Source organism: Exiguobacterium sp. s166, from assembly GCF_018618855.1.
Taxonomy (GTDB): domain Bacteria; phylum Bacillota; class Bacilli; order Exiguobacteriales; family Exiguobacteriaceae; genus Exiguobacterium_A.
On sequence record NZ_JACSMU010000001.1, the window covers coordinates 602,864 to 629,471 of the forward strand.

A 26,608-nucleotide genomic window follows, 5' to 3' on the forward strand; every position below is an offset into this window, starting at 1 on the left:
GGGAAAAAGCGCGGTTTTTGCGCTGTCAGAGACAGGCGAGACCCGGCTCATTGATCCGATGGGTCAATGAGCCGGGTCTCGCCCGAGGAAAGCACGGGAAGAGAAAAATCTTTCAAACGATAAAACAAAAAGATGAAGCCATGACAGCTCCATCTCGCATTTCCCTATTAACCTTTGACCATGCCTTTGAGTACAAATGCCACGTTCGCCGGACGTTCCGCCAAACGGCGCATGAAGTAACCGTACCAGTCACGACCGTACGGGACGTAGACGCGGACTTTATAGCCGAGCTTTACGAGTTCAAGCTGACGCTCGACACGGATGCCGTACAGCATCTGGAATTCGAACTTATCGTTCCCGATACCATTGTCTTTCGCATAACGGATAATCTGTTCGATCATCGCATCGTCATGCGTCGCGACTGCGGCATAGTTACCGAGTGAGAGTTGCAGTTTGACGAGCTTGATGTAGTTATGGTCAACATCTTCTTTTTCCGGGAAGGCGACCGTTGCCGGCTCTTTATACGCGCCTTTGACAATCCGTAAGTTCGTCTCGAATCGTCCGACACGTTTGATATCGTCTTCCGACCGGTACAAGTACGACTGGATGACCGTTCCGATGTTATCAAATGATTGACGTAATTCTTCGAACAGTTGAATCGTTTTTTCACAACGCGGCTCGTCTTCCATGTCGATCGTGACGAAGACGCCTACTTCCTTCGCCCGTGTCAAAATCCGTTCCATGTTCGAGCGGATCAATTCATCCGAGATATCAAGACCAAGTGACGTCAATTTCAGGGAAAGTTGCGAGTCTAGTTTCTCTTCCGCAATCATTTCCACTGCACGAATACATTCCTGCGTCATCATTTCCGCTTCTCCGACCGTTGAGATGAACTCACCGAGGTGATCCATCGTGACGCATAATCCTTTTGAGTTCAAATCCTGAATCGCGCGTTTTGAGGCTTCCAGTGAATCCCCCGCGACGAAGCGACCCGCACCGAATTTCAGACCATACCGTTTCGCCAGACCATTCAATGTCTTATTTTGCGATAAAAAGATAAAACCATCCCGTAATACTCGTTCCATCACTCATTACTCCCCCTAAATAAATGCTAGGCTGTTTTACCATGTCGGTTCACATCTCTGCATTCATATTATGACATAAAGCGCTTACATATGCTCATTGTTTTGTTTTTTCCGTAACATCCGTTGTGCAAAAAAACCGACGGTAAAAAATAAGAGATATAAGAAGATCGCAAAGAAAAACTGCCAGGAAAACGGATCCCGGAGACTCGCACCGATATTGTTGTAAACAAAGGCACCCGGAATGATGCCGAGATAACTGGCGAGTGCAAACTGCCGGAATTTAATTTTCGACAGACCGGATGCATAACTGATCGCGTCAAACGGAAACAGTGGAATCAACCGGACAATCAAGACGACGACGAATCCATTCGTTGCGATCCGTTCATCGAGAACCGTCAATTTACCAGTTCCGATGATCTTTTCGATGCCGCGTCGACCGAGCAGACGGGCAATCCAAAAACTTAATAAACTGCCGGTCCCCGCACCGATGACATCGAGAATCGTCCCAATCCACGGACCGTAGGTATAACCGCCAAACACCGTCAACAGGCTCGCCGGGAAAAAGACGAGCGGACGGATCGTATAAGCCAATATGTACAGCAACATGCCTAAGGCGCCCTGCTGACGAATCCAGTCAGACAAGGCCTGAATATCAAACTGCTCCATCATTCCCGATAAACGGAAATACAGGAGCAGTCCAACACCAATCAGCATGTAGAGGGTAAACGGGAGCCAGTCCCGTAACTTTAAGTTTTTCAAGACAGCGGCGCCGGTGCCGGAGCGACGTAATAGAAAATCGATAAGAAAATCAAGATACTGCCGGCAAGGACGAACAGATGCCAAATCGCATGATTATAAGGCAAACGGGCCCAGACGTAAAAGATGACACCAAGGGAATAGGCGAGACCGCCACCGAGCAGAAGTAAAAATCCTTGTAAGCCAAGCGCTTCATACATCGGTTTGATCGCAAACAGACAGCACCAACCGAGAATCAAATACGAGGCGTTCGAAATCCAGACGTGTTTTCCGGTCGAATACAGTTTCCAGATGATACCGAGTATCCCGACACCCCAGACGATGCCAAGCAACGTCCAGCCGAGTGGTCCACGCAACGTGATCAAGGCGAACGGTGTATAGCTCCCGGCAATCAATAAGTAGATTCCCGCGTGATCAAGGATCTGTAACACTTTATTGGCACGCGTATGCATGAGTGAGTGCATCAATGTCGAGAACAGATAGAGTAAAATCATCGTCGCGCCGAAGATACTGACGGCGGTGATGTTCCAGGCACTGCCCGACTTCGAGGCTTGCAGGATTAGCAATACTAAAGCGACGATGCTGAAGATGACACCGAGTCCGTGCGTGATGGCACTGGCCACCTCTTCTTTAAGCGAGTCGCCTTTCGCAAGCAACTCTTCAATTGTTTCTTTTGACTGTTCTTTGATCGTTTTCGTGATTTCTTTTTTCGTGATCAAGATGACACCTACTTTCTGGACAAACAGACTATGCTCTTGATTATACGCCCGCTTTCTACTAAATGCCTATCAAAATGTTCTGACGATTTGATGACACTTCTTTTGTTGTTTTCCCACTTTTTTCAGCAAAAAAACTCTGCATCCCGTTTGAGGAATGCAGAGCCGTGGATTACCACTGTTCGATATCCGGTCGATCCTTGAACGTCGACTTCGTCCCGTGACGTTCGTTCAAAACGGCTTCAACGTCCGTAAACGATACTCCGCGATCAGCGAGCAACACCGTCAGATGATACAGCAGATCCGCTGTCTCTTCCGCGAGTGTGTCGTCGCCCGCGAGGACGACTTCAAACGCCTCTTCGCCAAACTTCTTGGCGATTTTTTCCCGCCCGGCTTTAACCAGGTAGTTCGTATAAGACGCCTCATCTTGTGACGCGATTTTTTCTTTTACCGTGCGTTCAAGTTCATGTAGCATGCGGCACCTCCACTTCTGTATAGAAACATGTCCGATTGCCGGTATGGCACGTCGGTCCGTTCGCTTTAACGGTGATCAACAGACTGTCCTGATCGCAGTCAATCCACATACGGCGTAGTTCGAGCGTATGCCCGCTCGTCTCGCCCTTCGTCCAAAGCCGGTTTTTCGTCCGCGAGAAAAACGTGACGAGTCCGGTCGCAAGCGTCTTGTCGTAAGCCGCCTGATCCATGAAACCGACCATCAGGACATCGTTTGTCGTTTCATCCAAGATGACAGCCGCGACGAGTCCCTTTGAAAAATTCAATTCGATCATCGGACGTCGACTCCTCTCGCCTTCAAGTAGTCTTTTGTCTCCGGCATCGTATAGGTCGCTTCGTGGAAAATCGATGCTGCCAGTGCCGCATCGGCTCCCGCTTCGAGACCTTCCGCCAAGTGTTCGAGTGTCCCGACCCCACCGGAGGCGATCAACGGCACATTGACGACTTCGCGTAAGCGTTGGATCAATTCCAAATCGTAGCCATCCTTTGTTCCGTCGGCATCCATCGACGTGACGAGCAGTTCACCGGCTCCAAGCGAGACGGCTTCCTTCGCCCATTCGATTGCGTCCCGTCCGACGGCTTGTGTGCCGCCGTGCGAGAAGACGCCCCACGAATCACCGGTCCGCTTGGCATCGATCGCGACGACCGTCGCCTGAACACCAAACAGACGGCTGATGTCTTGAATCAGTTGCGGGTTCTGTAACGCCGATGAGTTGAGGGAGACTTTATCGGCACCGGCACGGATCAATCGTTTCGCGTCTTCCAGCGTCTTGATGCCGCCGCCGACCGTAAACGGCATGTAGATGACTTCCGCCACCCGCTCGACGATATCGAGCATCGTGTCGCGTCCTTCCTGCGTCGCTGAGATATCAAGTAACACCAGCTCATCGGCACCTTGTTCGTAATAGTATTTCGCGACGGCGACGGGATCTCCGAGGTCGCGCAGATTTTGAAACTTCACGCCTTTGACGACGCGCCCCTCCTTGACATCGAGGCAAGGAATGATCCGTTTCATCAACATACGCGAAGCACCTCTTTCAACGACAACGAACCGTCGAGCAAGGCACGACCGATGACGGCACCGTCCATCCCGATTTCTTTTAAGCGGGCGACGTCTTCGACCGTCGTCACACCACCGGACGCAATCAGTTCAACGCCGTCCCGTTTTAAGCGGTCGAGTCCGTCAACATCCGGTCCCTGCATCATCCCGTCGCGGGAGATGTCCGTATATAAAAAGGTCTTGATGCCTTTTTGAATCAAGTGTTCGATTGCCCGTTCGAGCGTCCAGTCACTCGCTTCGAGCCAGCCGCGTGTCTGAACGATGCCGTCTTTGGCATCAAGTGCCACAGCCAGCTTATCACCGGCCCGCTCAATCATCTGTTCGAGCAACGCTTCGTCTTCGAGCGCAACCGTCCCAATCAAAATCCGATCAATCCCGGCGCCAACGTACGCTTCGACCGTTTCGATGTTGCGGACGCCGCCGCCGGCTTCAACGAACAAACCGGTTTCTTTTTTGATGTCCGCGATCAGGCTCAAGTGAATGGGTTCACCGGCTTTTGCGCCATCGAGATCAATCAGGTGAATCGCTGTCGCACCGTCTTCTTTAAACCGTCTTGCGATCGTCAACGCATCCCCGAAAAAGGTCTGCTGTTGAAAATCACCTTGTTTGAGCCGGACGGCCTGTCCGCTCATTAAATCGATTGCTGGGTAGAGTTGCATGTCGTCTCTCTCCATTCCTTAAGTAATTTCAATCCGACTTCGCCACTCTTCTCCGGGTGGAATTGCATCCCTGTCACCAAGTCCTTCTGGACGATGGCCGGGACGAGTCGTCCGTATTCGACCGAGTCGACGATCCAGTCCGGTTCACAGACAGCACCGTACGAGTGGACGAAATAGACGGCTTCTCCATGGTTCGTCAACTGGTGCCAGCCCATGTGCGGCAAGCGGACGTCACTCGGTAACTTTTCGACCGTTCCCGGTAAAATACCGAGCCCTTGTGTCTGTCCGTCTTCATCGCTTGATTCAAACAACAGTTGCATCCCGAGACAAATCCCGAGGAAAGGTTTTTTCGTCGCTTGTTCCTGTAAGAACTCAATCAATCCCGTCTCTTCTAACCGGGCCATTGCCGGGGCATAGGCACCGACACCCGGTAAGACGAGCGCTTCCGCCTGTCCGAGCAATTCCAGATCACTCGTGACGATGACGGCTTCTCCGAGCTCTTTTAACGCCCGTTCGATATTGGCGATATTGCCGACACCATAATCTACGATCGCGATCATTGGTCAATCAGTCCTTTCGTCGACGGGACGCCGTCACCGGTTACGGCAACCGCTTGACGGACAGCCCGACCCAGCGCCTTGAACAGTCCTTCGATCATGTGGTGCGTATTCGAACCGTAGAGGACTTGGGCATGAATCGTCATCCGGGCACTGCGGGACAAGCCTTGGAAAAACTCTTCCGCCAGTTCCGTATCAAAATCACCGAGCTTCGGATTTTTGAATTCGGCGAGGAAGACCGTATACGGACGACCGCTGAAGTCGAGAACGACCGAGGCAAGCGTCTCGTCCATCGGCACACGCGATTCGCCGTACCGTTCGATACCGGCTTTGTCGCCTAACGCTTCCGTCAAGGCAGCTCCGAGAACGATCGCCGTATCTTCAACCGTATGGTGGGCATCAATCCAGAGATCGCCCTTCGCTTCAATCACTAGACCAATCTGGGCCTGGAAGGCAAACAACGTCAACATGTGATCAAAGAAGCCGACGCCCGTCTTGATCTCAACCGGTCCGCCACTCAGGTCGACCGCCACCTTGATTTCTGATTCTGAACTTACTCGTTCACTTGTCCCACGACGCATTGCAGTTCCTCCTCTACACATTTCTCTAAGATTTCCATCGCTTCCGTCGAGCCGCAACTGACGCGGAAGGCTCCGTCAAACAAACGGATCCGCAGTCCGGCGTTGGCACAACGTTCAGTGAAGCGTTCAGCTTCGTCGTATTCAACGTAAACAAAATTCGCAGCACTCGGATACGTTCTGCCAAGCGGTTCGACCAGACGGGCAATCGTGTCCCGGCTCGCAAACGTTTCTTCTAACACAAGATCCAGCTCCGGCTCGGCCATGATGGCGATTCCGACGGCGGCCGAGAGTCCGGAGACGTTATATGGCGACTTGATTGATTCGACTTCGGCAACGACCTGTTCACTGGCAATCAGGAATCCAAGCCGCAGGGACGCGAGACCAAACGCTTTCGACAACGTCCGGAGAATGATCGCGTTCGGATACTCGTCGAGCAGAGCGACCATCGATTGTTCGAGGGCAAAGTCGATGTAGGCTTCGTCAATCACGACATATTTTCCGCTATCGAGCAATCGGCGGACATCCGCTTCCTTCCGTAGGATCCCCGACGGATTATGCGGGTGACTGAGGAAGATGATATTGCCCGGTGCAGCGAGCAGTCCATCGACATCGAGCGCCATCCCTTCGAGCAACGGGACTTTACTGAAGTCGGCCCGTGCGCGGTCAGCATAAAACTGATACATGACGAAATCCGGTTGCGAGGCGATGACCGGTGACTCTGGACCAGCGTAGCGGGCACAGAGGTAACCAATCAGTTCGTCGGAGCCATTCCCGGCCACAAGTTGGGTGGGACGGACACCGGCATAGGCGCTGTAAGATGCTTTGGCTTGATCGATGACTTCGACCGGATATTCATTGATCGGAAACGTCTCGACCAGTTGTTTAATGGTCTCGATTCCCGTCCGGCTGTGGGCCGTGAATCGTTCGTTTTGGTGTAATCGCATCAGTTTTCCCTCACTTCTATCGCTTGTGCGTGTGCTTCGAGTCCTTCGACCCGAGCGACCGTTTTCGCGGCATTCGCTAGTCGAGCGACACCTTCCCGTGTCGCTTCGAGCATCGTCTGGTGACGTAAGAATGTTCGTGCCGATAAGCCGGACGCAAAGCGGGCTGTCCCGGATGTCGGTAAGACGTGGTTCGTCCCGGCGACATAATCGCCGAGTGTTTCCGGTGTTTCGTGTCCGAGGAAAATCATCCCGGCGTGACGGATCAACTTGACGACCTCTTGCGGGTTCGCGACGGCAAGCTCCAAGTGTTCGGCTGCCAAACGGTTTGCTTCTTCAATTGATTCATCGAGTGAGGCAACGAAGACGCCGCCGTTTTCCATCGCCCGGCGTGCAATCTCCTGGCGCGGTAACTGTTGCAAGCGGCGTTCGATGTTCGCATCGACGTCCGCTTTCATTGCTTCCGTCGGGACGAAGGCAATCGCGACCGCGTCACGGTCGTGTTCTGCTTGTGCGAGGAGATCGGCGGCAATCCGGTCCGGATGCGCCGTCTCATCGGCGATGACGACGACTTCTGACGGTCCGGCGACTGAGTCGATGCCGACGATGCCGTAGACTTGACGTTTCGCTTCGGCAACAAACCGGTTACCCGGTCCGACGATCAAATCAACTGCTTGAATCGATTCCGTACCGAACGTCAAGGCAGCGACGGCTTGGGCGCCACCGATTGTATAGATTTCTGTCACACCGGCGATTTTCGCAGCGACCAACACTTCTGTGCTGAGTCCGGTGACCGGTGTCACCATGACGACCCGCTCGACACCGGCGACTTTAGCCGGAATCGCGTTCATCAGGACGGTTGACGGATAACTTGCGGCTCCGCCCGGGACATAAATCCCGACCGAGTCAACCGGAACAAACCGTTGGCGACGGGTGACGTCCGCTTCGACGAGCTCGATGTCGGACGGCAATTCTTGTTCGTGCCACTCGACGAGTCGAGTCGCCATCAGTTTTAACGAGTCGACCAGATTCGGATCGGCTTGATCAAACGCTTCTTGGATTTTCGCTTCATCCAAACGGAAGTCGGTCAAATCAACACGGTCAAATTCACTTGTATAGCGACGGACGGCTGCATCGCCGTCGTTTGCCACTTGTTCCAGAATCGACCGGACGGCTTGCTCCGTCTCACGGTCGACACTGAAGTTTTTTGTCGTTGCCATTACCGAGTCACTCCTTCTGTCAGCTGTTCGAGTAATTGAATCACTTCGACGCGTTTGCGTTTCAACGTCCACTCGCTTGTAAAGAATCGGGCGTTGATATCGATGATTTTTTCATATTCATTAAGACCGTTCGCCCGGAGTGTTTCACCCGTTTCGACGATATCGACGATCGCATCGGCAAGACCGAGCAATGGTGCCAGTTCAACCGAACCGTTCAGCGGCACGATATCGACATCGACACCCAGTTCACTGAAGTAACGTTTCGCGATGACCGGATATTTGGTCGCAATCCGGACCCGGCGTCCGCCTTCGAACTGCAACGGCTCTTTTGCACAGACCGACATCCGGCAAATCCCGAATGGCAATTCTGCCAGTTCCGACAATTCCTGATCCGATTCGAGCAGGATGTCGCTGCCGGTGATCGCGACGTCGAGGACGCCTTGGGCGACGTACGGAATCAAATCCGACCCTTTCATGAAGACGAATTCATGTTCGCCGCGCTTGACGATCAATTCACGTTCGATCGCCCCCCACGTTTCGACGCCTGCTTCTTTTAAATACCGTTCTGTTGTTTTCGACAGCCGGCCTTTCGTAATCCCAATCCGCATTTAGAGCACCTCCGCGAGTCGTTCGACGGAAAATCCGATCCCGAACGCTTGTTGTTCCTGACCAAATTGTTCGTACAGCCGGTCGTATCGTCCTCCGACCAATACCGGCTCGGTCACACCTTCAATGAAACCGTGGATCGTCACGCCATCATAGTACGTCTGCAGCCCCATCTGCCCAAAGTCGAGATCGGCATTGACGGCGTCTGCTAAATCGATGACGGCATTTAAGCGGGTTTCGTCGACATACGGCAAAATCTGTTCCGCCCCTTCCCGACCAAATAAGAGCGGGAGTTTGGCGAGCAAGGCATCATCGAGTTCCCGGGCAATCCGTTTCAGTTCGATGACGTTCCGTAACCGCAGCATCTGTGTCACTTGATCCCGCAGATGGTGATCACCGACCCGGGTTTCAATCAAGTGTTCAATCAGTCCGGCGTCGCCGATCGACAACGTCACTTCTTTACCGGTCAATTCTTCGATCAACCGGACACCGAGTTGGATCGCTTCAACCTCGGCAATGACGCCCCGCTCTTCAAAACCGACTTGGAACTTTTCTTCCGGCTGGAAGACCGAACCACTGTAAAAGACGCGTTTATATTGTTCGCGGCCACGCTCACTGAGCGCCCGCGCGACACTTGTCGTAAAATCCATCCGAATTTGTTCCCGACCACCGACTTCTTCAATTAAAGGGGTGATTAATCGGGTATAGTTAGATTGTTCGAGCCCATCCTCGAGTTGGCGGATGACACGTTGCAGGCGTTCAGCTGATTGCCCGACGTAGTCCGTTGCCCCGTCTTTGAGTCGAATCGTAGAAAATGATTGCATGTCGCCACTCCTTTATCTTGTTATCACTGTACCACGCTAAATTATTTAACGATAAGATACCTTTTTTGTGGTTCGATTGTCAATCCTTTTGCCTGTTTTCGTACTGAAAAAAACATATTGGAGGTTTTGTCATGCAATTGATCAAATGGGACGGTCACGTCCACAGCCCGTATTGTCCGCACGGAACAAAGGATCCACTCGAAGCGTATATCGAACGCGCCCTGGTACAAGGTCTCGAACGGATCAGCTTCACCGAGCACGCCCCGCTGCCGGAAGGACTCGTCGATTCGGCACCCGATAACGATTCCGGGATGTCGTTTGCGACCGCCGAACGCTACATTGAAGAACTAAAGACGTTACGCGACACATACAAAAACGATATCGACATCCGGATCGGGATGGAGTTTGATTACTGGGAGCATGACGTCGACGGCACGCGGGACATCATCGCCCGTTATGGTCCCGAGCTGACGGACGGCATCCTGTCGCTGCATTACCTCTGGATCGAGGACCGGTATTATATGGTCGACTTCAGCAAGGAAAGTTTCGGTGAGATCGTTACGGCGACAGGCAGCGTCACAGCCGCTCACGAACGCTATTACGAAGGCATCCAGGCGCTCGTCATGACGAACCTCGGCACACATCAACCAAAACGTCTCGGTCACCTGACGTTGCCGACGAAATTCATCCAAGCCTATCCGCTCGAGCAGACGCCGGCGAACTTGGATGAGACGGTCCGGAAAATCCGCCAGGCCGACTTTACACTCGATCTCAATACGGCAGGCCTGCGCAAACCGTTATGCGGTCTTTCCTATCCTTACCCGGAACTCCTGCAACTCACGCAGTCTTTAGGGATTCCGCTCGTTTACGGATCAGATGCGCATTTGGCGAAAGACGTCGGGGCTGATTTTGACATGAAGTGGTAAGACATTAAATATGTAAAAAAAGAATCGCTCGTTTTCATCAACTCTGTCAGGAGTTGCGGGAAACGGCGATTTTTTTATTCTGCTTCAGGATACGGAAACAATCCTGAGTTCACGGAAGGCAATGATTCCGCAAGTATTTTAAGACTGGCAAGCGGGACGTTACCACCTAAGAGAACCGTCTGTTCGCCATCCTGATAAGACAAGCTGGCTTCCCGCCTCGTCTCGTGGGTGTATGCTGTGATGCCATTTGATAATGTCACACTTGCTGACCGCTTATCGTCGATCGTCTGCTGTGACAGCTTCGAGACTGTGATAATAGACTGTTTCCCGGTAAACGTCCACGTGGTCGAAGCGTCTTTTTCTTCATTCCAGACCATTTCATTTTTCTTAAACGTTTGAAACGGAAGATTCAAGCCACGTGATTTCGAACGTTCGGACTTACTTGGACCTGCCACTGGAAGAATCCCGGTTAATGTCCAGCGATTAGACCGTTCGTAAAATAAGATGATATAATTATTCTGTGCTTCCGGTGCATGCAGACTGACAACCGCTTTTTGACCGAGAATCGCTTCCGATAAGATATCGTCTTGCGTCGGGACAGCCGTTTGTCCATTTTTAAATGTCAGCTGAATTTGTTCAACAGCCGCTTTTCCCGGTGTATCCGCATCTTTCGATGGATCTGTGATTAAAAATTCCTCCACCTCGTTCTGTTCTTTGACTGGTTTTACTGACTTAACGTCAGCAGACGGTTTCACGGCAGGTTCTTCCGTCTCAGTCATGCATCCCGACAGCAGACAGCTGCTGATCAATACGATGGTTGTCATCGGCTTTACAAAACGCATTCCCCGTCCTCCTTTCTACCCCTTCGTTTCTCTCATTATCACAAGTCGATTCTTTCTGTTATCCGAATAAACTCACACAAATGGGAATACCTTTTTGAAAATTATACCAAAAAGACCGGCAAACGTGTCACACACGTCTACCGGTCTTATGATTTCTTCTATTCTAGATTAGCATGTTTGCCATACATCGTTTTTGAATCAAGTTGTTTCGCCGCCATGATGTGAAGAATCAATGCGTCGTAAAACAGCAACATCGTTTGTTCAAACAATGATCCCATCGGCTGAACCGTTTCGTCTGCCATGGCTGTCCGCTCTTTCGGCACTCCCGGTAGCTTGACGGTTAAGTCTGCTAACTTCGCTAGTGTCGATGTCGGCTCAATCGTGACGACCGCGACGGTTCCACCGATGTGTTTCGCTTTCTCGACGATCGGGACGAGTGTTTTCGTCTCACCGGATCCTGATCCGATGATCAACAAGTCTCCTTCACGCAAGTTCGCGGTGACCGTCTCACCAACGACGTACGCATCGAAGTTCATGTGCATCAGGCGCATGACAAACGCTTTGCCCATCAAGCCGGAGCGACCGGCTCCAGCGAGAAAGATCCGGTCTGCCTTCAGAACAGCTTCCGCGAGTTGCGTCGTCTCGGCTTGATCAATCGCTTCGACCGTCGACGTCAGCTCTTGTAAAATCGTTTGAATATGTGTCATTTACGCCTCTTGCAGCATCCGACGCATCGTTGACGCTGTTCCTTGTTTGTCGTCTTGTCCGGTAATTCCGCCACCGACGATGATGAGGTCTGGGCGTGCTGCGATGACTTCCGGTAATGTCTCCATCTTGATGCCGCCCGCAACTGCTGTTTTTGCATTTTTAACAACTGATTTGATTGTTGCGAGATCCTCGAACGAGTTCTGACCGACGGCTTGAAGATCGTAACCTGTGTGGACACAGATGTAGTCAACACCGAGTTCATCAAGTTCTTTCGCACGTGTCGCGATATCTTTGACAGCGATCATATCCACCAAAATCTTCTTGCCTGATTTTTTCGCTTCTTCAACGGCACCTTGGATCGACATATCTTCGGCAGCTCCAAGAATCGTCACGATATCGGCACCGTGTGCGACAGCTTGGCTGACTTCATAGCCGGCAGCATCCATGATTTTTAAGTCGGCGAGAACCGTTAAGTTCGGGAATGCCGCTTTCATTTCTTTAACGGCACGAAGCCCTTCGTTGATGACGACCGGTGTCCCGATCTCAACGATATCTAAGTTTTCTTCGCCAATTTCTTTGACTAAAGCGATGGCACCTGCTGTATCGACTAAATCGATTGCTAATTGTAATTTCATAATTTATCTCTCCCATTCTTCTCTCTATTTGTGAATCCTGGCACTTCCTTCTGACGTTCGTGAAGGAACATGACTAAATATAATCCTCATAGACGAACTTGGGAAGTACGCACTTTTAATTTACATAGTGCGGTTTTTCATACATAGTGCGGAAAAGTATACTGTCGATGACAAGAGGGCTATACTAAAAAAGGAGGTGGGACGATGCCACATTTTGAAGACCGGCAGTTTAACTGTGAAAAAGAATTGACCCTCTCGATCATCGGGGGGAAATGGAAGATGCTGATTCTTTGGCACCTTGGGAAAGAAGGGACTAAACGCTTCGGAGAGCTGAAAAGCCTGATGCCCGGCATTACCCAACGGATGCTCGTCAATCAGTTACGGGAGCTGGAAGATCACCATATCATCCACCGGGAAGTCTATCCGGTCGTTCCGCCGAAGGTCGAATATTCGTTGACGCCACACGGCTACAGCCTGATGCCGATTTTGGACGCGATGTACGACTGGGGCAAGGATTACGCCAAAAATGTCCTCGAAGTCGAGTTCGAACAAACAAAATTATCGCAATAAAAAAGATGCTCGTCTGTCCCGTCTCAATCTGAGAGGAGGCAACCGAGCATCTTTTTTTAGACTTCTTCTGCTGTAAATATTTTCGACATCGCCAGTTCATCGACGTACTCGCCGTCAATGAACAGCGAGGCAATCCGTGTTCCTTCGATGTTGAAACCGAACTTATGATAAAGCTCGATTGCCCGCAGGTTATCTTTCCGGACTGTCAGTTCGAGCCGGACAAGTCCCGCTTCAACGGCAAAGGCATCAACTGCTTCGAGTAATCCGGCACCAAGCCCGCGCCCCGTATAGGCATCCAGCAAGCCGATGACAAGGTTCGCCCGGTGACGGATTCGGCTTGGTTTGCCACCGACGACCAGTACATAGCCGACAAGTTGCTCATCGACATCAACAACGAAGATATCCGAGTTTGCCGCCTGACCAAACCATTCGATGAACGCTTCCGCCTGCTCCGTCGACATGCTGCGTTCTTCCGGCTCATACAACATATATTTCGTTTCCCGATCAATTCGTCGCATCAAGTCCGATAAGGCTTTTCCGTCCATCAAGGTGGCACGTCGTATCATAGTTGTCAGCTCCGTCCCCTAAAAATTTCAAACATTAATTTTAGATTAGCTACATAAAAAATAAATAAAATACAATAACTAGTACTACCATGAAATTTAATTTACAAAGTTATGAATACATGATGCTTCACGTAAGTATTCTAAATATGAATAAATTCGCTCTGGTTGATATCCTTCGAGTTCCAATGAACGTGCAATAAGACTATACTCATTAGATAAATTTGTTTGAAAAATTGCACTATCGTCAGTGTTAATTGTGATGGATACATGCTTTTTATCACTATCTTCAAGATGATAAGAGTTCATAACTAAAAATGGTAACTCACTAAAGTTCTGCACTGATGAAATTTTACGGTTAGAACTTGGATTTGCTTCAACAACAATTCCTCTTTCTACTAATTTGTCTCTTAAAATAAGTTGTACATGACTTACAAGATTAATCCATTCATCTTCGATTTTGTATTCAATTGTAGTTCGACTATTAGATATAAAGTTACTATCATATATATAGTGATAGTTTAATAAGCGTGCCTTTGTATTCATAAATGCTGATGAGTGATCAGGGTTTCCGTCATTAAATTGAAATGTCTCTCTACTCATTTGTTTACTATATAGCATTTTACTTGTTGAATTCACTATTTCTCGATTTGTGTATTGAACTGAGTCGTCACTTCTTAATCTCATACTTTGAATATAGTCTGAAATAGTAAAACTAAAATCAAAGAAATCTTTAAACAAATGATGCTTATGCTTATCATACATAGCTGTTAATAATGCAATATATTTCTCATTAAAGTGGCACGGTTGCGAATAGATTCCGTACAACCAAGCAATGTTGTCTATATAATCTTGTAATGACGTAACAACCTTATACCTTTTTCTTTTAAAATAAGCTGACGCGTCTATTCCAAGCGCCAATGCGTGTCCTAGTCGATCACCTCGCCGATACTCTAAGTAATCTATTGCTTCATCTACATTTCGGATTCCACTCTCAAGTGTTTTGAATTCTTCTCCTACATGAAAAGTAAAATTGATACCACCAAAAGGATCACAGGTGTAGCGATGTTTTCGAAAAGAGACACCAAAAATTTCTGGCGGACATCCAATTTCTGTATTAGCTGCATCTATAGCTACAATTTTTCTTTTAAACGTCTCAGCCAATAATGGATTGCTAGCTAATTCAGTTTCCCATTCTAGTACTTTTTCGACTTTCCTAGCATCTTCTCTGACTATTTCAATATAATTTTTATATCTACCTGCTCTATCTGAATTCGGATTTTGCGCTAAATCATCTCTCTTGATGTAGTGAATGATTAAACCATATTCAATTAAAGGTAAATTATAATTTCTAGTGTTTTTTTTCTTAGAATAAATACAGTGTACTTCATTATTAATTTCATCTAATTTTTTAATCAATTTCTTAATTTCATTAATATTTTTAGGGGCAATTCGAAACTCAATTTTTCGAATCACACCCTCCTCATAATACTTTTCAAACACACTTTTATATATCAGTGTATTATCTTTTATAAGTTGATCTTTAACATTTTCTTGATATTTAAATTTCTGAAAACCCATTCCTACGTTATCTTGATTCAATTCAAATTTAAAAACTGAGGCTCCCCAGATATAAAAGTTAAACAAGTTCAAGTAAAATGTACTCATTGTTTTATTTGTCAAATTAAGAAACATTTTTTCATAAAACAAACGCTCAGAAACAATAGAATATCTTTCTTCTTTTTGTAATTTTTTATTAAAACTATTTATACTTTTTTCTAAATCTTCTTTATTTAATAATGCTTCAACTTTAAAAATTTCTAAATCATTTATATAAATCATTTTTTTAAATTTTTTTAGTATTTCACTATCTAACTCTTCCGCCTGATCAAGAATAATTCTTGCAAGCTTTACTTTTTGTAACGATAGCACTATTTCATTTTCTGTGTATCCATAACTCTTATACTCTCTAAAATTATTATTATTTTGAACAAAGCTATATATACCATCTGTACTAATAAAAGATGAGCCTAAAAACGAAATCCATGAAAGTTCAGTTGTTAATCCAGAGCCTTTTAAATGCATGTGCCCTTCACAAACTCCCTTTCGTAATATCTGATAAACTCGATCATTATCATGATTAATCACAATATTTGATTGACAGACTAAATTTTTGTCTAATTTAGCTGCTGCATACGCACCGATAAAGACATTAGCATCTACTTTATTTTGAAATCCATCCCACTCAAGTAAATGCTCATACGAAACAATAATTTGTTTGTTTTTTATTTTAAACATTTTTTGGGCATAATAAAGGAACATATATGCAGTATTAGTTTTTTTATACGAATTTTTTAACCTTCCATTTTGATAATTTAAGATTTCGTCAAGTTCATCCCCAGTATAATTTTGCGGATACAATTTTAAATAATTTGTTTTGCATTTCATTCGAAAATTCTCATCTGAAAAATTAAATAAGTCTACTCGTTCGAATTGATCATTTGTAACTCTCATAAATGGTTCACGATAGATTGCTTTTAATAACCGATCAGCTTGTCTCATAAATAATTCATTCCAGTTCAGTTAGTCCCATTCAATTTTTTTCTAATTCTTTGAATAATTCTTTTCATTGCTAGTTGCTCCCTTTCAGTTGGAATTGCATCTTCTTTATTTTCAGTCTCAAGTATGACTTTAATATCATAATAAAATTCACTGCGAGAATTTTTACTAATTGGAATAGACTTAGCATACATTATAAAATCTTTTTTTCTTCGCACTGAACTTTTACTTAAATCTTCTTTCTCTATGTCATATTGAAGTAATCTCAATTCAGATCGACTTAATTTCAAGTTATTTTTATCTTGTGCTTCTTTTTCTTCCACAATTGTATATTCATCTAAATATTCTAAATCATACTCAGAGTAGATACTTACTTCTTTTGATTTATTTGAACTTATAAATTTACCAAGGTTATACTCTTCATTTTGTAAAATCTCAGAATATATTTCATTAACAGAACTAAAAAGATTGACGTAAGCACTTTTATTTTTACTTTTGCTATCGTGATTTTTAGTTAAAATAATGTCAATATCAAATAACGAATAGAATAAATAATTGTAATGATAAATAACATTAGATAGATAATTCTCTTTTACAAGGTACGAATATGGATCAAAGGAATAATAGTCACTTTTTCTGAATGATGTCAATTCATTATTTCTAATTTCATCACTCTCATGTAGCTTACTGTCACTATTGAATCTAAATAAAAAATTATATCTATATCTATATCTATGTGGATCTTGAGTTAATAAATAAGAACTAGAATTTAAGTCACGAACTCTTATTCTGCTCGTACCTTTCACATCTCCAAAAGTCGAAACTGATGTATATAAAATTTTATCTAAAAATTTATATATTTTTACTTCTGAGTCATTATTATTTATAAATTGTATATATTTAATCTTTAGAACATCTGATTTTTTTGATAACCAGGTGATGTTTTCTGGAATTATTTTATATCTTGTAAGATGATAATATTTTGTGTACCAATACATATTTTTTTTACTTAAATTGTTATCTCGTGATTTAAAATAATAGTTCGATTCATCACTAAGTTCAAAAAAAGTATTATATTGATTATCATCTTCATAAAAAATTTCTATCAATAAAGAAGTTAGTAATTCAATAGAATAAAGTATTTTTAAAGTGTATATAAAGTGATACTTAGACAAATTCGAACTAATGTTATCTTTATATACATTAAAAATTTCTATAACATCACCTAAGCAAACATTGTATGCCTCAATTCTATTTATGGCCAAGAGATTACCAAACTCTTCTTGTGAAATATTTGTATCGCTATTAAAATCTTTTTGTGCCATAAGTTGAATATAAAGCTCCTTGTACACGATGTAGTTTTTAGATTGCTCATCAACTAAATCCCATTTTTCTAATATTTTCTTTTCTGTAACATCTAGCAATTGCTCTGAAACACTTAAGAAATAACTTTTCAACTTTTTCAAATTCGTCTCTAAGTATTTTTTATTTAATTTTTTTTCTCCATATGGTTTAACTATGTCCTCTAAATCTTCATATAAAAATTCGAGTATTTGGACAATTCCTCTTAATGTAAGATTGCTCTCATACAAGGTTCGTTCATTAATATCCAAACTATATATATCAATCAAAGTTTTCCTTTTAATCACATCATATATATTTTTAATTATAGAATTTTGTAATACGAAGCCGTTCTCAACTAAAAGTTTTAATTCCACATCCGAAAAAAATTTTTTTAAGGGTAAATAAATAACTTCTTCTTTAATAGGCATTTTTATTATATTATTTTGCATAAACATTTTTTCAATATATGTGGCTGTTTGCAAGCGGATTTCACTATCATCGATAATCTTATATACAAGTAAATTATTATTTTCTTGTATTTTACTATCGTAAACTGAGTTTAAAAGCTGTGTATGTCTATATGTCACTATTACTGTTACATTGTTACTTAAGACACTCTTAACATCTTCAAGCATCTTATATACAAGACTATTATCTACTAAATCTATATCATCAATTAAAATTACTAGATATCCTCTTCTATAGTTTTTTTTAGGTTTCTCTTTTAAAATTGACCATACATCTGCAAACAAACTATGAAAATCATCTTCAAATAATAGTCGTTTATGATATTGATTTAATATTTCTTCATTTGAAAAATTTTTTCGAAAGTCACTCTTAGAAAATGATAACTTAGAAACAATACCAAGTTGACTCACTATCTTTCTTGAAATTTCATTAAATTCATTTATAGATTCGTATGATTTTTCTCGCATTTTTTCTACAGCTAAATAAAGATTCGACAAAATTATTTCTAAAATCCCCATTTGGGTATCGATTTTATTTGGATCAATAATTGGTAAGACAAGATAATTATCATAATCTGTTTTTTTTTCTAATTGAAATTTTAATGTTTTTAAAAGGGAACTCTTTCCACTTCCACGTTCACCTGCAATTCCAATTAAACGATTAAATTTATCGTCATTTTCTAAACATGAACTTTCTTCATTCGATTTATTTAATAAAATTAATTTATTAATTTTATTAATTTGTTCATTAAACATGTAATTATTCTCTATTTTGGATACAACAAATTCGTGTTTATATCTAGACCAATTAATTTGATCTTTAATCGTATTTGTTTCTATGATTACCACTCCAGTCTAATTTACATACTTTAACAAAATAAATTATACGTTAATTTTTTTAAAATAAACAACTTGAAAAAATAGTCATTTTTTACATTTGACGAATTATAATATTAAGTGCAACACCTAGGAGAAAACATAAAAAACCCATAACGACCTCGTGTAGAATAAAGCTACCACACCACATTCAACGGAGGATTTGTTATGAGCTATGTTCATCTTACCACTTCAGAAAGAGTCAAAATAGAGACGTATCTCGAGTTAGGCTTTTCCATCCGAAAGATTGCGGGATGCCTTGGCGTCAACCTTCTACGGTTTCACGAAAATTGAGACGGAACCCACACTACAGCGCTATCCATGCCGACCAAAGTTATGTGGAACGAAAAAATAAATGCGGCGTGCGGACGAAATTCACGCTAGAAAAAGGAGTTCTCATCCTCAAAAAGTTACATAAGACGTGGTCCCCCGAACAAATTGTCGGAAGTTTATTCCAAGAAGAAGGACTATCGTTCAAGACCGCGACGACAAATCATAGAAAAGAGTTTAGCAGTCATGAACGAATTCGCGAAGCGTTAGGTTTACCGATGTACTTCGCTAATTCGTACTATTCTTGGAAACGTGGGAGTAACGAGAACGCTAATGGTCTTCTCCCTGAATTTTTCTTAAAGGGGACGTATTTTGGTAAGGTCAGTCGCTCTGAACTCGCTCAAGCGCTCGCCTAAATTAATGGTAGACAAAGAAAATGTCCCAACCGGAAAACTTCATACGAGGTCTTCCCGGAAGAAGTATTGCACTTATTTTTACAAACTATTACAGAAAAAAACCTTGATTTACAAGGGTTTTAATTTTTTTGTACCTTAAGATATACACATGCAAGAAATTATAAATCTTAAATTACTATTAGTATACTTTGAATAGATAACTACCTTAAAAATATTTATAGACTTAGACCTTAATCACGTATTTATTTTAGATTTTCTGTTTTTCTAAAAACATACTGTGTATGGATTTTAATTGTTCCGCATTAATTTCTATATCATTTTCATACATATACTTTATAGAGTAACCTAAAGCAATTGTAGTAGCACCAGCGACACTTGCTCCTATCGCTGAACCGGCCCCAGGAACAAATTTAATAACCTGTCTAAATACTGACTTTCCAACATTTCCAACTATCGTAGCTAAAATTAACTCCTTTGCGTTATCTTTTGATAAAGGCTTATCATACAATGTAGCTAGTTTGAGCATCATGCCTACTTGAATTCCTGTAATAGGTATAATATCAGATCCAGGAATAGGAGAAGCACCTACTGCTGCTGCTGAAACTCCCGCTGTAACAATCCATTTATTAGCAACAGAATTTTTATCTTTTAAATGCTTTCCCAGTAGAATATCTTTTGATTTTTTTCTTAATATATCCAATAAGTGTTTTTGTAGCAATTCAATATTTTCACCTGTTTTTGATGATATTGCTGCAATTGGATACTGATTATAAGTTTTGTCTTTTATATATTGCACTAACGATGGAACATCGTCTGCTGCATCTATTTTATTTAGAACGATTACTATATCCTTATTTTTTTTAGATATTTCTGTAAGATTTTTCAATTCATTATCTGATAGTACTGTACCGGCAGCATTTAAAAAAAATAAAATAATATCTGCATTTTTATAATATTCAAGTGTTATATCTGAATTATCTTTATGGACATCATCTAAGCCAGGTGTATCAACAAAAATAATATTTTCTTTGTATGGTATTTTTTTTATTTCAACGGTTTCACCCGGCTTAGCTCCTACTGTAGTTATTTCTTCATTCATAAGTTTATTAATAGTTGAAGATTTTCCACAATTAACATCTCCGACTAAAGCTAATAAAATTTTTTGAGATAACTGATCGTTTATTTCTTCTGATTCTTTTTCAAATGCTTTTTCAAACGCGCCATCAAATTCTTCCATATTAATTGGATTTGTCATAATTCACCTCTATTAGTTGATATTGTAATTATAACATTTTAAATCAAAAATAATTATAATAATTTATCTGCAGTATTCTTTAAAAATAAACGATAACTAAATCTGAATAAAGTTTCCACAAAATATATAATTATTACCAAATAATGTTTTATAAATATTTTAACTCTAAAAACTAAATAAAAAAACCCTTGATTTACAAGGGTTTTTCACTCTTTGAAATCCTAAGATTTCAGGGTATGGAGACGGTGGGAGTCGAACCCACGTCCGAAGGCATCGTATACTTAAGCTTCTACGTGTGTAGTCAATTTATTGGGATCTCGTCGTCAGGCTGCCAATTGACAGGCGTCCGTCCGACCAGTCTGATTCCATCTCTTCTCTTTCCCTCCAGACGGAAGGGTCCAAGCGTAGCCTGTTTAAAGTGAGACCCTAGAAATCAGCCGACCAGGCGACGGCTGCTAGGATCCGTAGTAGCTATTAAGCTGCTGCGAGTTGTGTGTTAGTTTTGCCAGTTATGGCTGATGCGTTTTAACGAGGCCGACCCCTCGACACGCCACAGAAGACCGAACTACCCCCGTCGAATCCGTAACGTCCCCAAGATATAAAATTGGGGCTTTCCGAATACTATTATAATAGCAGAAAAGTGTTACGGGTTCAATACTTTTGCTTGTCGCGTAACGCACGGTCGATATCCCGCTTCGCATCCTTCTTCTTCAGATCGTCGCGTTTGTCGAATTTCTTCTTCCCGCGTCCGAGTCCGATCAGACATTTCGCGTAGCCGTTCTTGATGTAGACCTTCAGCGGCACGATCGTGTAACCGTCGCGCGAGACGAGTCCCATCAAGTTGGCAATCTGTTTTTTGTGCAGCAACAGTTTCCGCGGACGGAGCTGTTCGTGGTTGTACCGGTTCCCTTGTTCGAAGTGGGCGATGTTCGAGTTCCAGAGAATTGCTTCCCCGCCGTCAAAGCGGACGAACGCGTCGCCGATACTGATTTTTCCTTTACGGACCGATTTGATTTCGGTTCCTGTCAAGACGAGACCCGCTTCGATCGTATCTTCAATCGCATAATCAAACGACGCCCGTTTGTTGTTGGCTAATACTTTTGAACTTGTACCTTTTGGCATCTCTCTTCCACCACATTTCTAAACAGAAGCGCTTATTTGCGCTTCCGTTTTTTATTCGAGACCGCTTTATGGAACGGCGGTTTATCCTTTTTGTCTTTCCCGGCGAAGCCTTTACCTTTTGATTGCTCGTTCGGCTTACTCGGACGCTTCGACTTCCCGCGACGGTCATCTTTCTTGTCGTCGCGTTTTTGTCCCGGACGGCCGCCGCTTGAACGGATCGTCTTCGACTCAAAGCGTTTTTTCGGTTGGCGTTCCGGCATTCCGACGACAGCAAAGTCAATCGTCTTCTCATCGATGTTGACACCGGTGACTTTGATTTCGACGACGTCGCCGATCCGGAACTGTTGTTTCGTCCGTTCACCCATCAATTGATAGTTCGCTTCGTCGTAACGGTAGAAGTCATCCGTCATCGCCTGGATGTGAACGAGTCCTTCGATCGTGTTCGGCAACTCGACGAACATACCGAAGTTGGTCACCCCACTGACGACACCTTCAAACGTTTCGCCAATGTGCTGTTCCATATACTCGGCTTTCTTCAGCGCATTCGTTTCGCGTTCCGCGTCAACGGCACGACGTTCCCGTTTCGAGGCGTGATCGGCGATTTCCGGCAGGATCGCAGCGTAACGGTCTTGTGTCTTTTGCGATTTATCATTAAAGATGATGTACTCGCGCAGGAGACGGTGGACCATCAAGTCCGGATAGCGGCGGATCGGTGACGTGAAGTGCGTGTAGAAATCGGTTGACAGACCAAAGTGACCAATCGGTTCGACGTCATATTTCGCTTGTTGGAGCGACCGTAACATGACCGTACTGACGACGGCTTCTTCCGGTTCGCCTTCAACCGCGTTTAAGATCGATTGCAACGTCTTCGGTGTGACCGACTCACCTTTGCGTTCGACGTTGATCCCGAAGTTCGCGATGAACTTGAAGAACGTATCGAGACGTTCTGCTTTCGGCTCATCGTGGATCCGGTACATGAACGGCAGTTTTTGGTGCTGGACGTGTTCCGCCACCGTTTCGTTCGCAGCAAGCATGAACTCTTCGATCAGCTTTTCGGCAACGGACCGTTCGCGCAGGATGATTTCGCTTGTCTTGCCCTCTTCGTTGACGAGGACTTTCGCTTCCGGGAAGTCGAAGTTAATCGCGCCACGGCGCGAGCGGCGTTCGCGAAGAATCGCAGCCAGTTCCGCCATCTGATCGAAGTTCGCGACGAGATCATGATATTTCGCAACCACTTCTTCGTCTTCCCGTTCGATGATTTTGCGGACATCGGTGTACGTCATCCGTTCCACCGTCTTAATGACACTCTGTAAAATCTCATGGTTAACGACAGCACCGTTTTGATTGATTTCCATGATACAGCTCAGCGTCAACCGGTCAACGTGCGGGTTAAGTGAACAGATCCCGTTTGACAGACGGTGCGGAATCATCGGAATCACGCGGTCAACGAGATAAACACTCGTTCCGCGTTCGCGTGCTTCTTCGTCGAGCGGTGAATCTTCCTTAACGTAATGCGAGACGTCGGCGATGTGAACACCGAGCTCGTAGTTACCGTTCGCAAGTTTCTTGACGTGAACGGCGTCATCCAAGTCTTTTGCGTCCGCGCCGTCAATCGTGACCGTGACTTCGTTGCGTAAGTCGACGCGGCCGACAAGGTCCTTCTCATCGATTTGATCGGGAATGTTATTCGCTTCCGCAATCGCTGCGTCCGAGAAGTCGACATTGATGCCGTGTTTGTGGACGATCGACAGGATATCGACACCCGGATCGTTTTTATGCCCGATGATTTGCAGGACTTTGGCAGTTCCGGCGTAACGGCCGTCCGGATACTTCGTGATCCGTGCGAGGACTTTATGGCCGTCGACGGCACCAAGCGTATCTTCGTCCGCGACGACTGGTAAGAACGTCAGCTTCGAATCATCCGGTTCGATGTAAGCGATCGACTCAATCCGTCCTTTTGGACTGACGAACGTTCCGACGAAATCAGCCGGTCCGCGTGAAAGAATCTTCAGCAGCTTGCCTTCACGACGGTCGCCGCCGTTTGATTCGGCAAACACTTTGACGAGGACACGGTCGCCGTTATAGACATTGCCGAGTTCCGGTGCCGGCAGGAAGATATCGCCTGCAGAACCGTCCTCCGGTGAAACGAATCCGAATCCGCGTTGGTGGACCGAGATTTTCCCAGCGACTTGCCCGATTTGCGCGAGTGTCCCGTATTTGTTCGAACGGGTCCGCGCGATGAGTGCTTCATCTTCTAGCTCATTTAATGTCCGGATCAGTTCCTTGAACTGTGCCGTATCTGTTAATTCCAGTTTTTTCGTTAATTGATCAATCGACAACGGACGTTCGTCCGCCGCGATGACCTCTAGTATTCGTTCACGTAATTCCAACGTGACACCTCCAATTAGTGGCTCCAGTTCAAGCCGTCCAGAAATTCATGGATATCTTGGTGGAGCGTTTCTTTTTCTTTGTCGAGCGTAATGACATGACCTGAGTTCTCATACCAGATCAAATCTTTTTGTAAGGCACTGACACCGTCGTGAATGATGTTCGCTGAATCGGTGTTGATCATGTGATCATTGCGGGCCTGGATGACAAGCGTCGGTGCGTAGACATCTTCGAGTGAATCGCGCGTGTCTTTCAGCAAGGCCTGTAAATCCTTTAAGGTCGGCATCGGTTCGAACACTGCCATCTCCTGCTCGATTTCTTCCGCCGATTTTCCTTCTCGCTTCTTAAATTCTCTTGCATACTCCGTGACTCCTGCATACATGACCTCTTCACTTTTAATGTAAGCCGGCGCGCACATCGGAATGACCGCTTTGACTGGACGGTGCATTGAAAGTCGAAGTGACATGACTCCGCCGAGCGACAGTCCGCAGACGGCAATCTCGTCATACCCTTTGGCTTTTAATTCTTCATAGCCGTCGAGAACATCTTGCCACCAGTCGGCTGGCCCGGTCTTCGTCAGCTCTTCGGGTGGGGCAGCGTGCCCCTTATATTGTGGTGCGAGTGAAGTATATCCGTGTTTTTGCAAGTAACGTCCGAGCATCCGGACATCGGCGCTTGATCCGGTAAAGCCGTGTAACAACAGAACAGCCCGGTTGCCGCTTTCAAAAAAGAATGGTTTTGGTAATGTGATTTTCATAAAATGATTCCCCCTCTAACTCTATACCCCAAAATGAAAATTTAGAAATCGAGAAATACGAAAAAACGACAGCGCGATCGGACGGCTGTCGTTTCAGTACTCACTTATAAAAAGCGACGAGTAACGCCAAAATAAAGAATAATGCCCCTAAGATAGACGCTACACGGTTTAGGACCGCATCCAAGCCACGGGCTTTTTGGCGACCAAATAATTGTTCTGCTCCACCTGTCAGTGCTCCGAGTCCAGCCGTACGGCCCGACATCAAGAGAACGACGATGATGAGAAGAACGGAAACGACGATGAGGCCGACAAGAGCCACGTTATGAATGATCATCGATGATCCTCCTTCAGTAATATACGCTTCTTTCATTATAGAGAAAAACAACTACGGGAACAAGGTATAGATTCATGAAGTTCATCTTACCTTCAAAAAAACACCAGCCGGCTGACAAAATCAGACCGGCTGGCAGTGATGCTTATTGTTTGATGAGGTCAAGTTCGACCGGAATGTTCTTGTCGACTTTCTCGCCTTTTAAGTGTTTGATCGCTGTATCGATACCCATTTTACCGATTTCTGCCGGTTTTTGAGCAACGGTTCCTGCCATTTTACCGTCTTTGACTGCTTTGACGGCATCGTCTGTTGCGTCAAATCCGATGACTTTGACATCTTCCATGCCGGCTGCTTTCAACGCTTCGACCGCACCGAGTGCCATTTCATCGTTGTGTGCGAAGACGGCTTTGATGTCTTTGTTGTTTTGAAGAATGTTTTCCATGACCGAAAGACCTTTCGCCCGGTCAAAGTTTGCCGATTGTTTCGCAACGACGTCAAGTTTACCGTCGACTGCTGCGTGGAATCCTTCGCCGCGGTCACGAGTAGCAGAAGCACCCGGAATTCCTTCCAGTTCAACGACTTTCGCTTTGTCACCAACGAGTTCGATCATGTATTCACCGGCTTGTTTTCCGCCTGCGACGTTATCCGACGCGATGTGCGCGATGACGTCACCAGCTTCTGCGTTACGGTCAACCGTGATGACCGGGATGTCGGCATCGTTTGCTGTCTGAACCGCTGCCCCGACTGCTGCTGAATCTGTTGGGTTGATCAGGATAAGATCGACTTTCTTTTGAATCATGTCTTCGATGTCGCTTGCTTGTTTTGCCGCATCGTCTTGTGCATCTGCGACTTGCAATGTTGCGCCCTGTGCTTTTGCTTCTTTTTCTGCACCTTCTTTAAGTGACACAAAGAACGGGTTGTTGAGCGTCGAAATCGACAGACCAATCTTAAAGTCTTTTGTTTTCTTTTCTTTTTCCGTGTCACTGCCCGGTTGTTCCGTCGAACAAGCCGCTGCGAAGACCATTAACACCATCATGACAAGTGCGAGTAGTTTTTTCATA

General features: G+C 44.9%; 25 protein-coding genes, 1 other RNA gene and 2 pseudogenes. 3 read left to right on the forward strand and 25 right to left on the reverse strand.

The features are described from left to right. Positions 1 to 167: 167 nt before the first annotated feature. The 12 genes and pseudogenes from KNP93_RS03020 to KNP93_RS03075 form a co-directional block, all read right to left on the reverse strand. Positions 168 to 1,085, reverse strand: a complete 918-nt coding sequence (locus tag KNP93_RS03020; protein WP_026827616.1) for a proline dehydrogenase family protein — start codon at positions 1,083 to 1,085, stop codon at positions 168 to 170. Positions 1,086 to 1,169: 84 nt separating this feature from the next. After that, positions 1,170 to 1,844, reverse strand: a complete 675-nt coding sequence (locus KNP93_RS03025; protein WP_214853035.1) for a TVP38/TMEM64 family protein — start codon at positions 1,842 to 1,844, stop codon at positions 1,170 to 1,172. Continuing rightward, complete coding sequence (trhA, locus tag KNP93_RS03030) at positions 1,841 to 2,506, reverse strand: PAQR family membrane homeostasis protein TrhA (protein ID WP_214853464.1); 666 nt, start codon at positions 2,504 to 2,506, stop codon at positions 1,841 to 1,843. Before trhA ends, KNP93_RS03025 begins: the two co-directional genes overlap by 4 nt. Positions 2,507 to 2,729: 223 nt before the next feature. Further along, positions 2,730 to 3,345, reverse strand: a pseudogene (gene hisIE / locus KNP93_RS15835) (bifunctional phosphoribosyl-AMP cyclohydrolase/phosphoribosyl-ATP diphosphatase HisIE). Beyond that, positions 3,342 to 4,091 (reverse strand): imidazole glycerol phosphate synthase subunit HisF, encoded by a 750-nt coding sequence (hisF, locus tag KNP93_RS03040; RefSeq protein ID WP_026827613.1) that lies wholly within the window; start codon positions 4,089 to 4,091, stop codon positions 3,342 to 3,344. Before hisF ends, hisIE begins: the two are co-directional and overlap by 4 nt. Further along, complete coding sequence (gene hisA, locus KNP93_RS03045) at positions 4,085 to 4,789, reverse strand: 1-(5-phosphoribosyl)-5-[(5-phosphoribosylamino)methylideneamino]imidazole-4-carboxamide isomerase (RefSeq protein WP_214853038.1); 705 nt, start codon at positions 4,787 to 4,789, stop codon at positions 4,085 to 4,087. Before hisA ends, hisF begins: the two co-directional genes overlap by 7 nt. Next, the gene (hisH, locus tag KNP93_RS03050) at positions 4,762 to 5,349 is read right to left on the reverse strand and encodes an imidazole glycerol phosphate synthase subunit HisH (RefSeq protein WP_028105794.1); all 588 of its coding nucleotides are present in this window, start codon (positions 5,347 to 5,349) and stop codon (positions 4,762 to 4,764) included. Before hisH ends, hisA begins: the two co-directional genes overlap by 28 nt. After that, positions 5,346 to 5,927 carry an imidazoleglycerol-phosphate dehydratase HisB gene (gene hisB, locus KNP93_RS03055; RefSeq protein WP_214853042.1) on the reverse strand — a complete coding sequence of 194 codons (582 nt, stop codon included), beginning with the start codon at positions 5,925 to 5,927 and terminating at the stop codon, positions 5,346 to 5,348. The genes hisH and hisB overlap by 4 nt, the downstream gene beginning before the upstream one ends. Continuing rightward, the gene (locus KNP93_RS03060) at positions 5,900 to 6,871 is read right to left on the reverse strand and encodes a pyridoxal phosphate-dependent aminotransferase (RefSeq protein WP_214853044.1); all 972 of its coding nucleotides are present in this window, start codon (positions 6,869 to 6,871) and stop codon (positions 5,900 to 5,902) included. The genes hisB and KNP93_RS03060 overlap by 28 nt, the downstream gene beginning before the upstream one ends. Then, the gene (gene hisD / locus KNP93_RS03065; RefSeq protein WP_214853047.1) at positions 6,871 to 8,088 is read right to left on the reverse strand and encodes a histidinol dehydrogenase; all 1,218 of its coding nucleotides are present in this window, start codon (positions 8,086 to 8,088) and stop codon (positions 6,871 to 6,873) included. Before hisD ends, KNP93_RS03060 begins: the two co-directional genes overlap by 1 nt. Beyond that, on the reverse strand, positions 8,088 to 8,696 hold the full coding sequence (hisG, locus tag KNP93_RS03070) for an ATP phosphoribosyltransferase (protein WP_012371233.1): 609 nt from the start codon (positions 8,694 to 8,696) through the stop codon (positions 8,088 to 8,090). Before hisG ends, hisD begins: the two co-directional genes overlap by 1 nt. Beyond that, complete coding sequence (locus KNP93_RS03075) at positions 8,697 to 9,518, reverse strand: ATP phosphoribosyltransferase regulatory subunit (protein ID WP_026827608.1); 822 nt, start codon at positions 9,516 to 9,518, stop codon at positions 8,697 to 8,699. It lies immediately after the preceding gene. 131 nt (positions 9,519 to 9,649) lie between these two features. Here KNP93_RS03075 and hisJ point away from each other — a divergent pair, with 131 nt between their 5' ends. Beyond that, the gene (gene hisJ / locus KNP93_RS03080; protein ID WP_214853049.1) at positions 9,650 to 10,444 is read left to right on the forward strand and encodes a histidinol-phosphatase HisJ; all 795 of its coding nucleotides are present in this window, start codon (positions 9,650 to 9,652) and stop codon (positions 10,442 to 10,444) included. A 74-nt stretch (positions 10,445 to 10,518) separates the two neighbouring features. Here the strand turns inward: hisJ and KNP93_RS03085 are convergent, their stop codons facing one another. The 3 genes from KNP93_RS03085 to hxlA form a co-directional block, all read right to left on the reverse strand. Then, the gene (locus KNP93_RS03085; protein WP_214853051.1) at positions 10,519 to 11,286 is read right to left on the reverse strand and encodes a hypothetical protein; all 768 of its coding nucleotides are present in this window, start codon (positions 11,284 to 11,286) and stop codon (positions 10,519 to 10,521) included. Positions 11,287 to 11,444: 158 nt separating this feature from the next. Beyond that, positions 11,445 to 11,993 (reverse strand): 6-phospho-3-hexuloisomerase, encoded by a 549-nt coding sequence (gene hxlB / locus KNP93_RS03090; RefSeq protein ID WP_214853064.1) that lies wholly within the window; start codon positions 11,991 to 11,993, stop codon positions 11,445 to 11,447. Beyond that, positions 11,994 to 12,629 carry a 3-hexulose-6-phosphate synthase gene (gene hxlA / locus KNP93_RS03095; protein ID WP_026827605.1) on the reverse strand — a complete coding sequence of 212 codons (636 nt, stop codon included), beginning with the start codon at positions 12,627 to 12,629 and terminating at the stop codon, positions 11,994 to 11,996. Between the two features lie 204 nt (positions 12,630 to 12,833). On the opposite strand from hxlA, the gene KNP93_RS03100 reads away from it, so the two are divergent. Beyond that, positions 12,834 to 13,199 carry a winged helix-turn-helix transcriptional regulator gene (locus KNP93_RS03100; protein ID WP_147510502.1) on the forward strand — a complete coding sequence of 122 codons (366 nt, stop codon included), beginning with the start codon at positions 12,834 to 12,836 and terminating at the stop codon, positions 13,197 to 13,199. A 56-nt stretch (positions 13,200 to 13,255) separates the two neighbouring features. Here KNP93_RS03100 and KNP93_RS03105 read toward each other — a convergent pair whose 3' ends face one another. From KNP93_RS03105 to KNP93_RS03115, 3 genes are all read right to left on the reverse strand, one after another. After that, on the reverse strand, positions 13,256 to 13,765 hold the full coding sequence (locus KNP93_RS03105) for a GNAT family N-acetyltransferase (protein ID WP_214853067.1): 510 nt from the start codon (positions 13,763 to 13,765) through the stop codon (positions 13,256 to 13,258). Positions 13,766 to 13,861: 96 nt separating this feature from the next. Beyond that, the gene (locus KNP93_RS03110; RefSeq protein ID WP_214853068.1) at positions 13,862 to 16,324 is read right to left on the reverse strand and encodes an amidohydrolase family protein; all 2,463 of its coding nucleotides are present in this window, start codon (positions 16,322 to 16,324) and stop codon (positions 13,862 to 13,864) included. Positions 16,325 to 16,341: 17 nt separating this feature from the next. Continuing rightward, a complete protein-coding gene (locus tag KNP93_RS03115) occupies positions 16,342 to 18,888 on the reverse strand; it encodes a P-loop NTPase family protein (RefSeq protein WP_214853070.1) in 2,547 nt (848 codons plus the stop codon). Positions 18,889 to 19,176: 288 nt separating this feature from the next. On the opposite strand from KNP93_RS03115, the pseudogene KNP93_RS15920 reads away from it, so the two are divergent. Further along, positions 19,177 to 19,817 (forward strand): annotated as a pseudogene (locus tag KNP93_RS15920) (transposase). Between the two features lie 124 nt (positions 19,818 to 19,941). Here the strand turns inward: KNP93_RS15920 and KNP93_RS03125 are convergent. The 7 genes from KNP93_RS03125 to rbsB all read right to left on the reverse strand — a co-directional run bounded on the left by KNP93_RS03125 (position 19,942) and on the right by rbsB (position 26,607). Further along, a complete protein-coding gene (locus KNP93_RS03125) occupies positions 19,942 to 20,949 on the reverse strand; it encodes a YcjF family protein (RefSeq protein WP_251138599.1) in 1,008 nt (335 codons plus the stop codon). Between the two features lie 234 nt (positions 20,950 to 21,183). Next, positions 21,184 to 21,542: a transfer-messenger RNA gene (gene ssrA / locus KNP93_RS03130) on the reverse strand. Between the two features lie 58 nt (positions 21,543 to 21,600). Next, the gene (gene smpB, locus KNP93_RS03135) at positions 21,601 to 22,071 is read right to left on the reverse strand and encodes an SsrA-binding protein SmpB (RefSeq protein ID WP_014971147.1); all 471 of its coding nucleotides are present in this window, start codon (positions 22,069 to 22,071) and stop codon (positions 21,601 to 21,603) included. A 32-nt stretch (positions 22,072 to 22,103) separates the two neighbouring features. Then, complete coding sequence (gene rnr / locus KNP93_RS03140; RefSeq protein WP_214853078.1) at positions 22,104 to 24,461, reverse strand: ribonuclease R; 2,358 nt, start codon at positions 24,459 to 24,461, stop codon at positions 22,104 to 22,106. Positions 24,462 to 24,475: 14 nt separating this feature from the next. Further along, entirely contained in the window at positions 24,476 to 25,216 is a 741-nt protein-coding gene (locus tag KNP93_RS03145) for an alpha/beta hydrolase (protein ID WP_214853081.1), read from the reverse strand. A 100-nt stretch (positions 25,217 to 25,316) separates the two neighbouring features. Beyond that, positions 25,317 to 25,550 (reverse strand): preprotein translocase subunit SecG, encoded by a 234-nt coding sequence (gene secG / locus KNP93_RS03150; RefSeq protein WP_012371248.1) that lies wholly within the window; start codon positions 25,548 to 25,550, stop codon positions 25,317 to 25,319. A 142-nt stretch (positions 25,551 to 25,692) separates the two neighbouring features. Beyond that, positions 25,693 to 26,607 (reverse strand): ribose ABC transporter substrate-binding protein RbsB, encoded by a 915-nt coding sequence (gene rbsB / locus KNP93_RS03155; RefSeq protein WP_214853088.1) that lies wholly within the window; start codon positions 26,605 to 26,607, stop codon positions 25,693 to 25,695. Position 26,608 lies beyond the last annotated feature (1 nt).

Excerpts from the sequence above, each read along its gene's own strand:
- KNP93_RS03020 (WP_026827616.1), bottom strand. The coding sequence starts at position 1,085 with ATGGAACGAGTATTACGGGATGGTTTTATCTTTTTATCGCAAAATAAG.
- hisF (WP_026827613.1), bottom strand. The coding sequence starts at position 4,091 with ATGTTGATGAAACGGATCATTCCTTGCCTCGATGTCAAGGAGGGGCGC.
- hisA (WP_214853038.1), bottom strand. The coding sequence starts at position 4,789 with ATGCAACTCTACCCAGCAATCGATTTAATGAGCGGACAGGCCGTCCGG.
- hisH (WP_028105794.1), bottom strand. The coding sequence starts at position 5,349 with ATGATCGCGATCGTAGATTATGGTGTCGGCAATATCGCCAATATCGAA.
- hisB (WP_214853042.1), bottom strand. The coding sequence starts at position 5,927 with ATGCGTCGTGGGACAAGTGAACGAGTAAGTTCAGAATCAGAAATCAAG.
- KNP93_RS03060 (WP_214853044.1), bottom strand. The coding sequence starts at position 6,871 with ATGCGATTACACCAAAACGAACGATTCACGGCCCACAGCCGGACGGGA.
- hisD (WP_214853047.1), bottom strand. The coding sequence starts at position 8,088 with ATGGCAACGACAAAAAACTTCAGTGTCGACCGTGAGACGGAGCAAGCC.
- hisG (WP_012371233.1), bottom strand. The coding sequence starts at position 8,696 with ATGCGGATTGGGATTACGAAAGGCCGGCTGTCGAAAACAACAGAACGG.
- KNP93_RS03075 (WP_026827608.1), bottom strand. The coding sequence starts at position 9,518 with ATGCAATCATTTTCTACGATTCGACTCAAAGACGGGGCAACGGACTAC.
- hisJ (WP_214853049.1), top strand. The coding sequence starts at position 9,650 with ATGCAATTGATCAAATGGGACGGTCACGTCCACAGCCCGTATTGTCCG.
- KNP93_RS03085 (WP_214853051.1), bottom strand. The coding sequence starts at position 11,286 with ATGCGTTTTGTAAAGCCGATGACAACCATCGTATTGATCAGCAGCTGT.
- hxlB (WP_214853064.1), bottom strand. The coding sequence starts at position 11,993 with ATGACACATATTCAAACGATTTTACAAGAGCTGACGTCGACGGTCGAA.
- hxlA (WP_026827605.1), bottom strand. The coding sequence starts at position 12,629 with ATGAAATTACAATTAGCAATCGATTTAGTCGATACAGCAGGTGCCATC.
- KNP93_RS03100 (WP_147510502.1), top strand. The coding sequence starts at position 12,834 with ATGCCACATTTTGAAGACCGGCAGTTTAACTGTGAAAAAGAATTGACC.
- KNP93_RS03105 (WP_214853067.1), bottom strand. The coding sequence starts at position 13,765 with ATGATACGACGTGCCACCTTGATGGACGGAAAAGCCTTATCGGACTTG.
- KNP93_RS03110 (WP_214853068.1), bottom strand. The coding sequence starts at position 16,324 with ATGAGACAAGCTGATCGGTTATTAAAAGCAATCTATCGTGAACCATTT.
- KNP93_RS03115 (WP_214853070.1), bottom strand. The coding sequence starts at position 18,888 with ATGTTTAATGAACAAATTAATAAAATTAATAAATTAATTTTATTAAAT.
- KNP93_RS03125 (WP_251138599.1), bottom strand. The coding sequence starts at position 20,949 with ATGACAAATCCAATTAATATGGAAGAATTTGATGGCGCGTTTGAAAAA.
- smpB (WP_014971147.1), bottom strand. The coding sequence starts at position 22,071 with ATGCCAAAAGGTACAAGTTCAAAAGTATTAGCCAACAACAAACGGGCG.
- KNP93_RS03145 (WP_214853081.1), bottom strand. The coding sequence starts at position 25,216 with ATGAAAATCACATTACCAAAACCATTCTTTTTTGAAAGCGGCAACCGG.
- secG (WP_012371248.1), bottom strand. The coding sequence starts at position 25,550 with ATGATCATTCATAACGTGGCTCTTGTCGGCCTCATCGTCGTTTCCGTT.
- rbsB (WP_214853088.1), bottom strand. The coding sequence starts at position 26,607 with ATGAAAAAACTACTCGCACTTGTCATGATGGTGTTAATGGTCTTCGCA.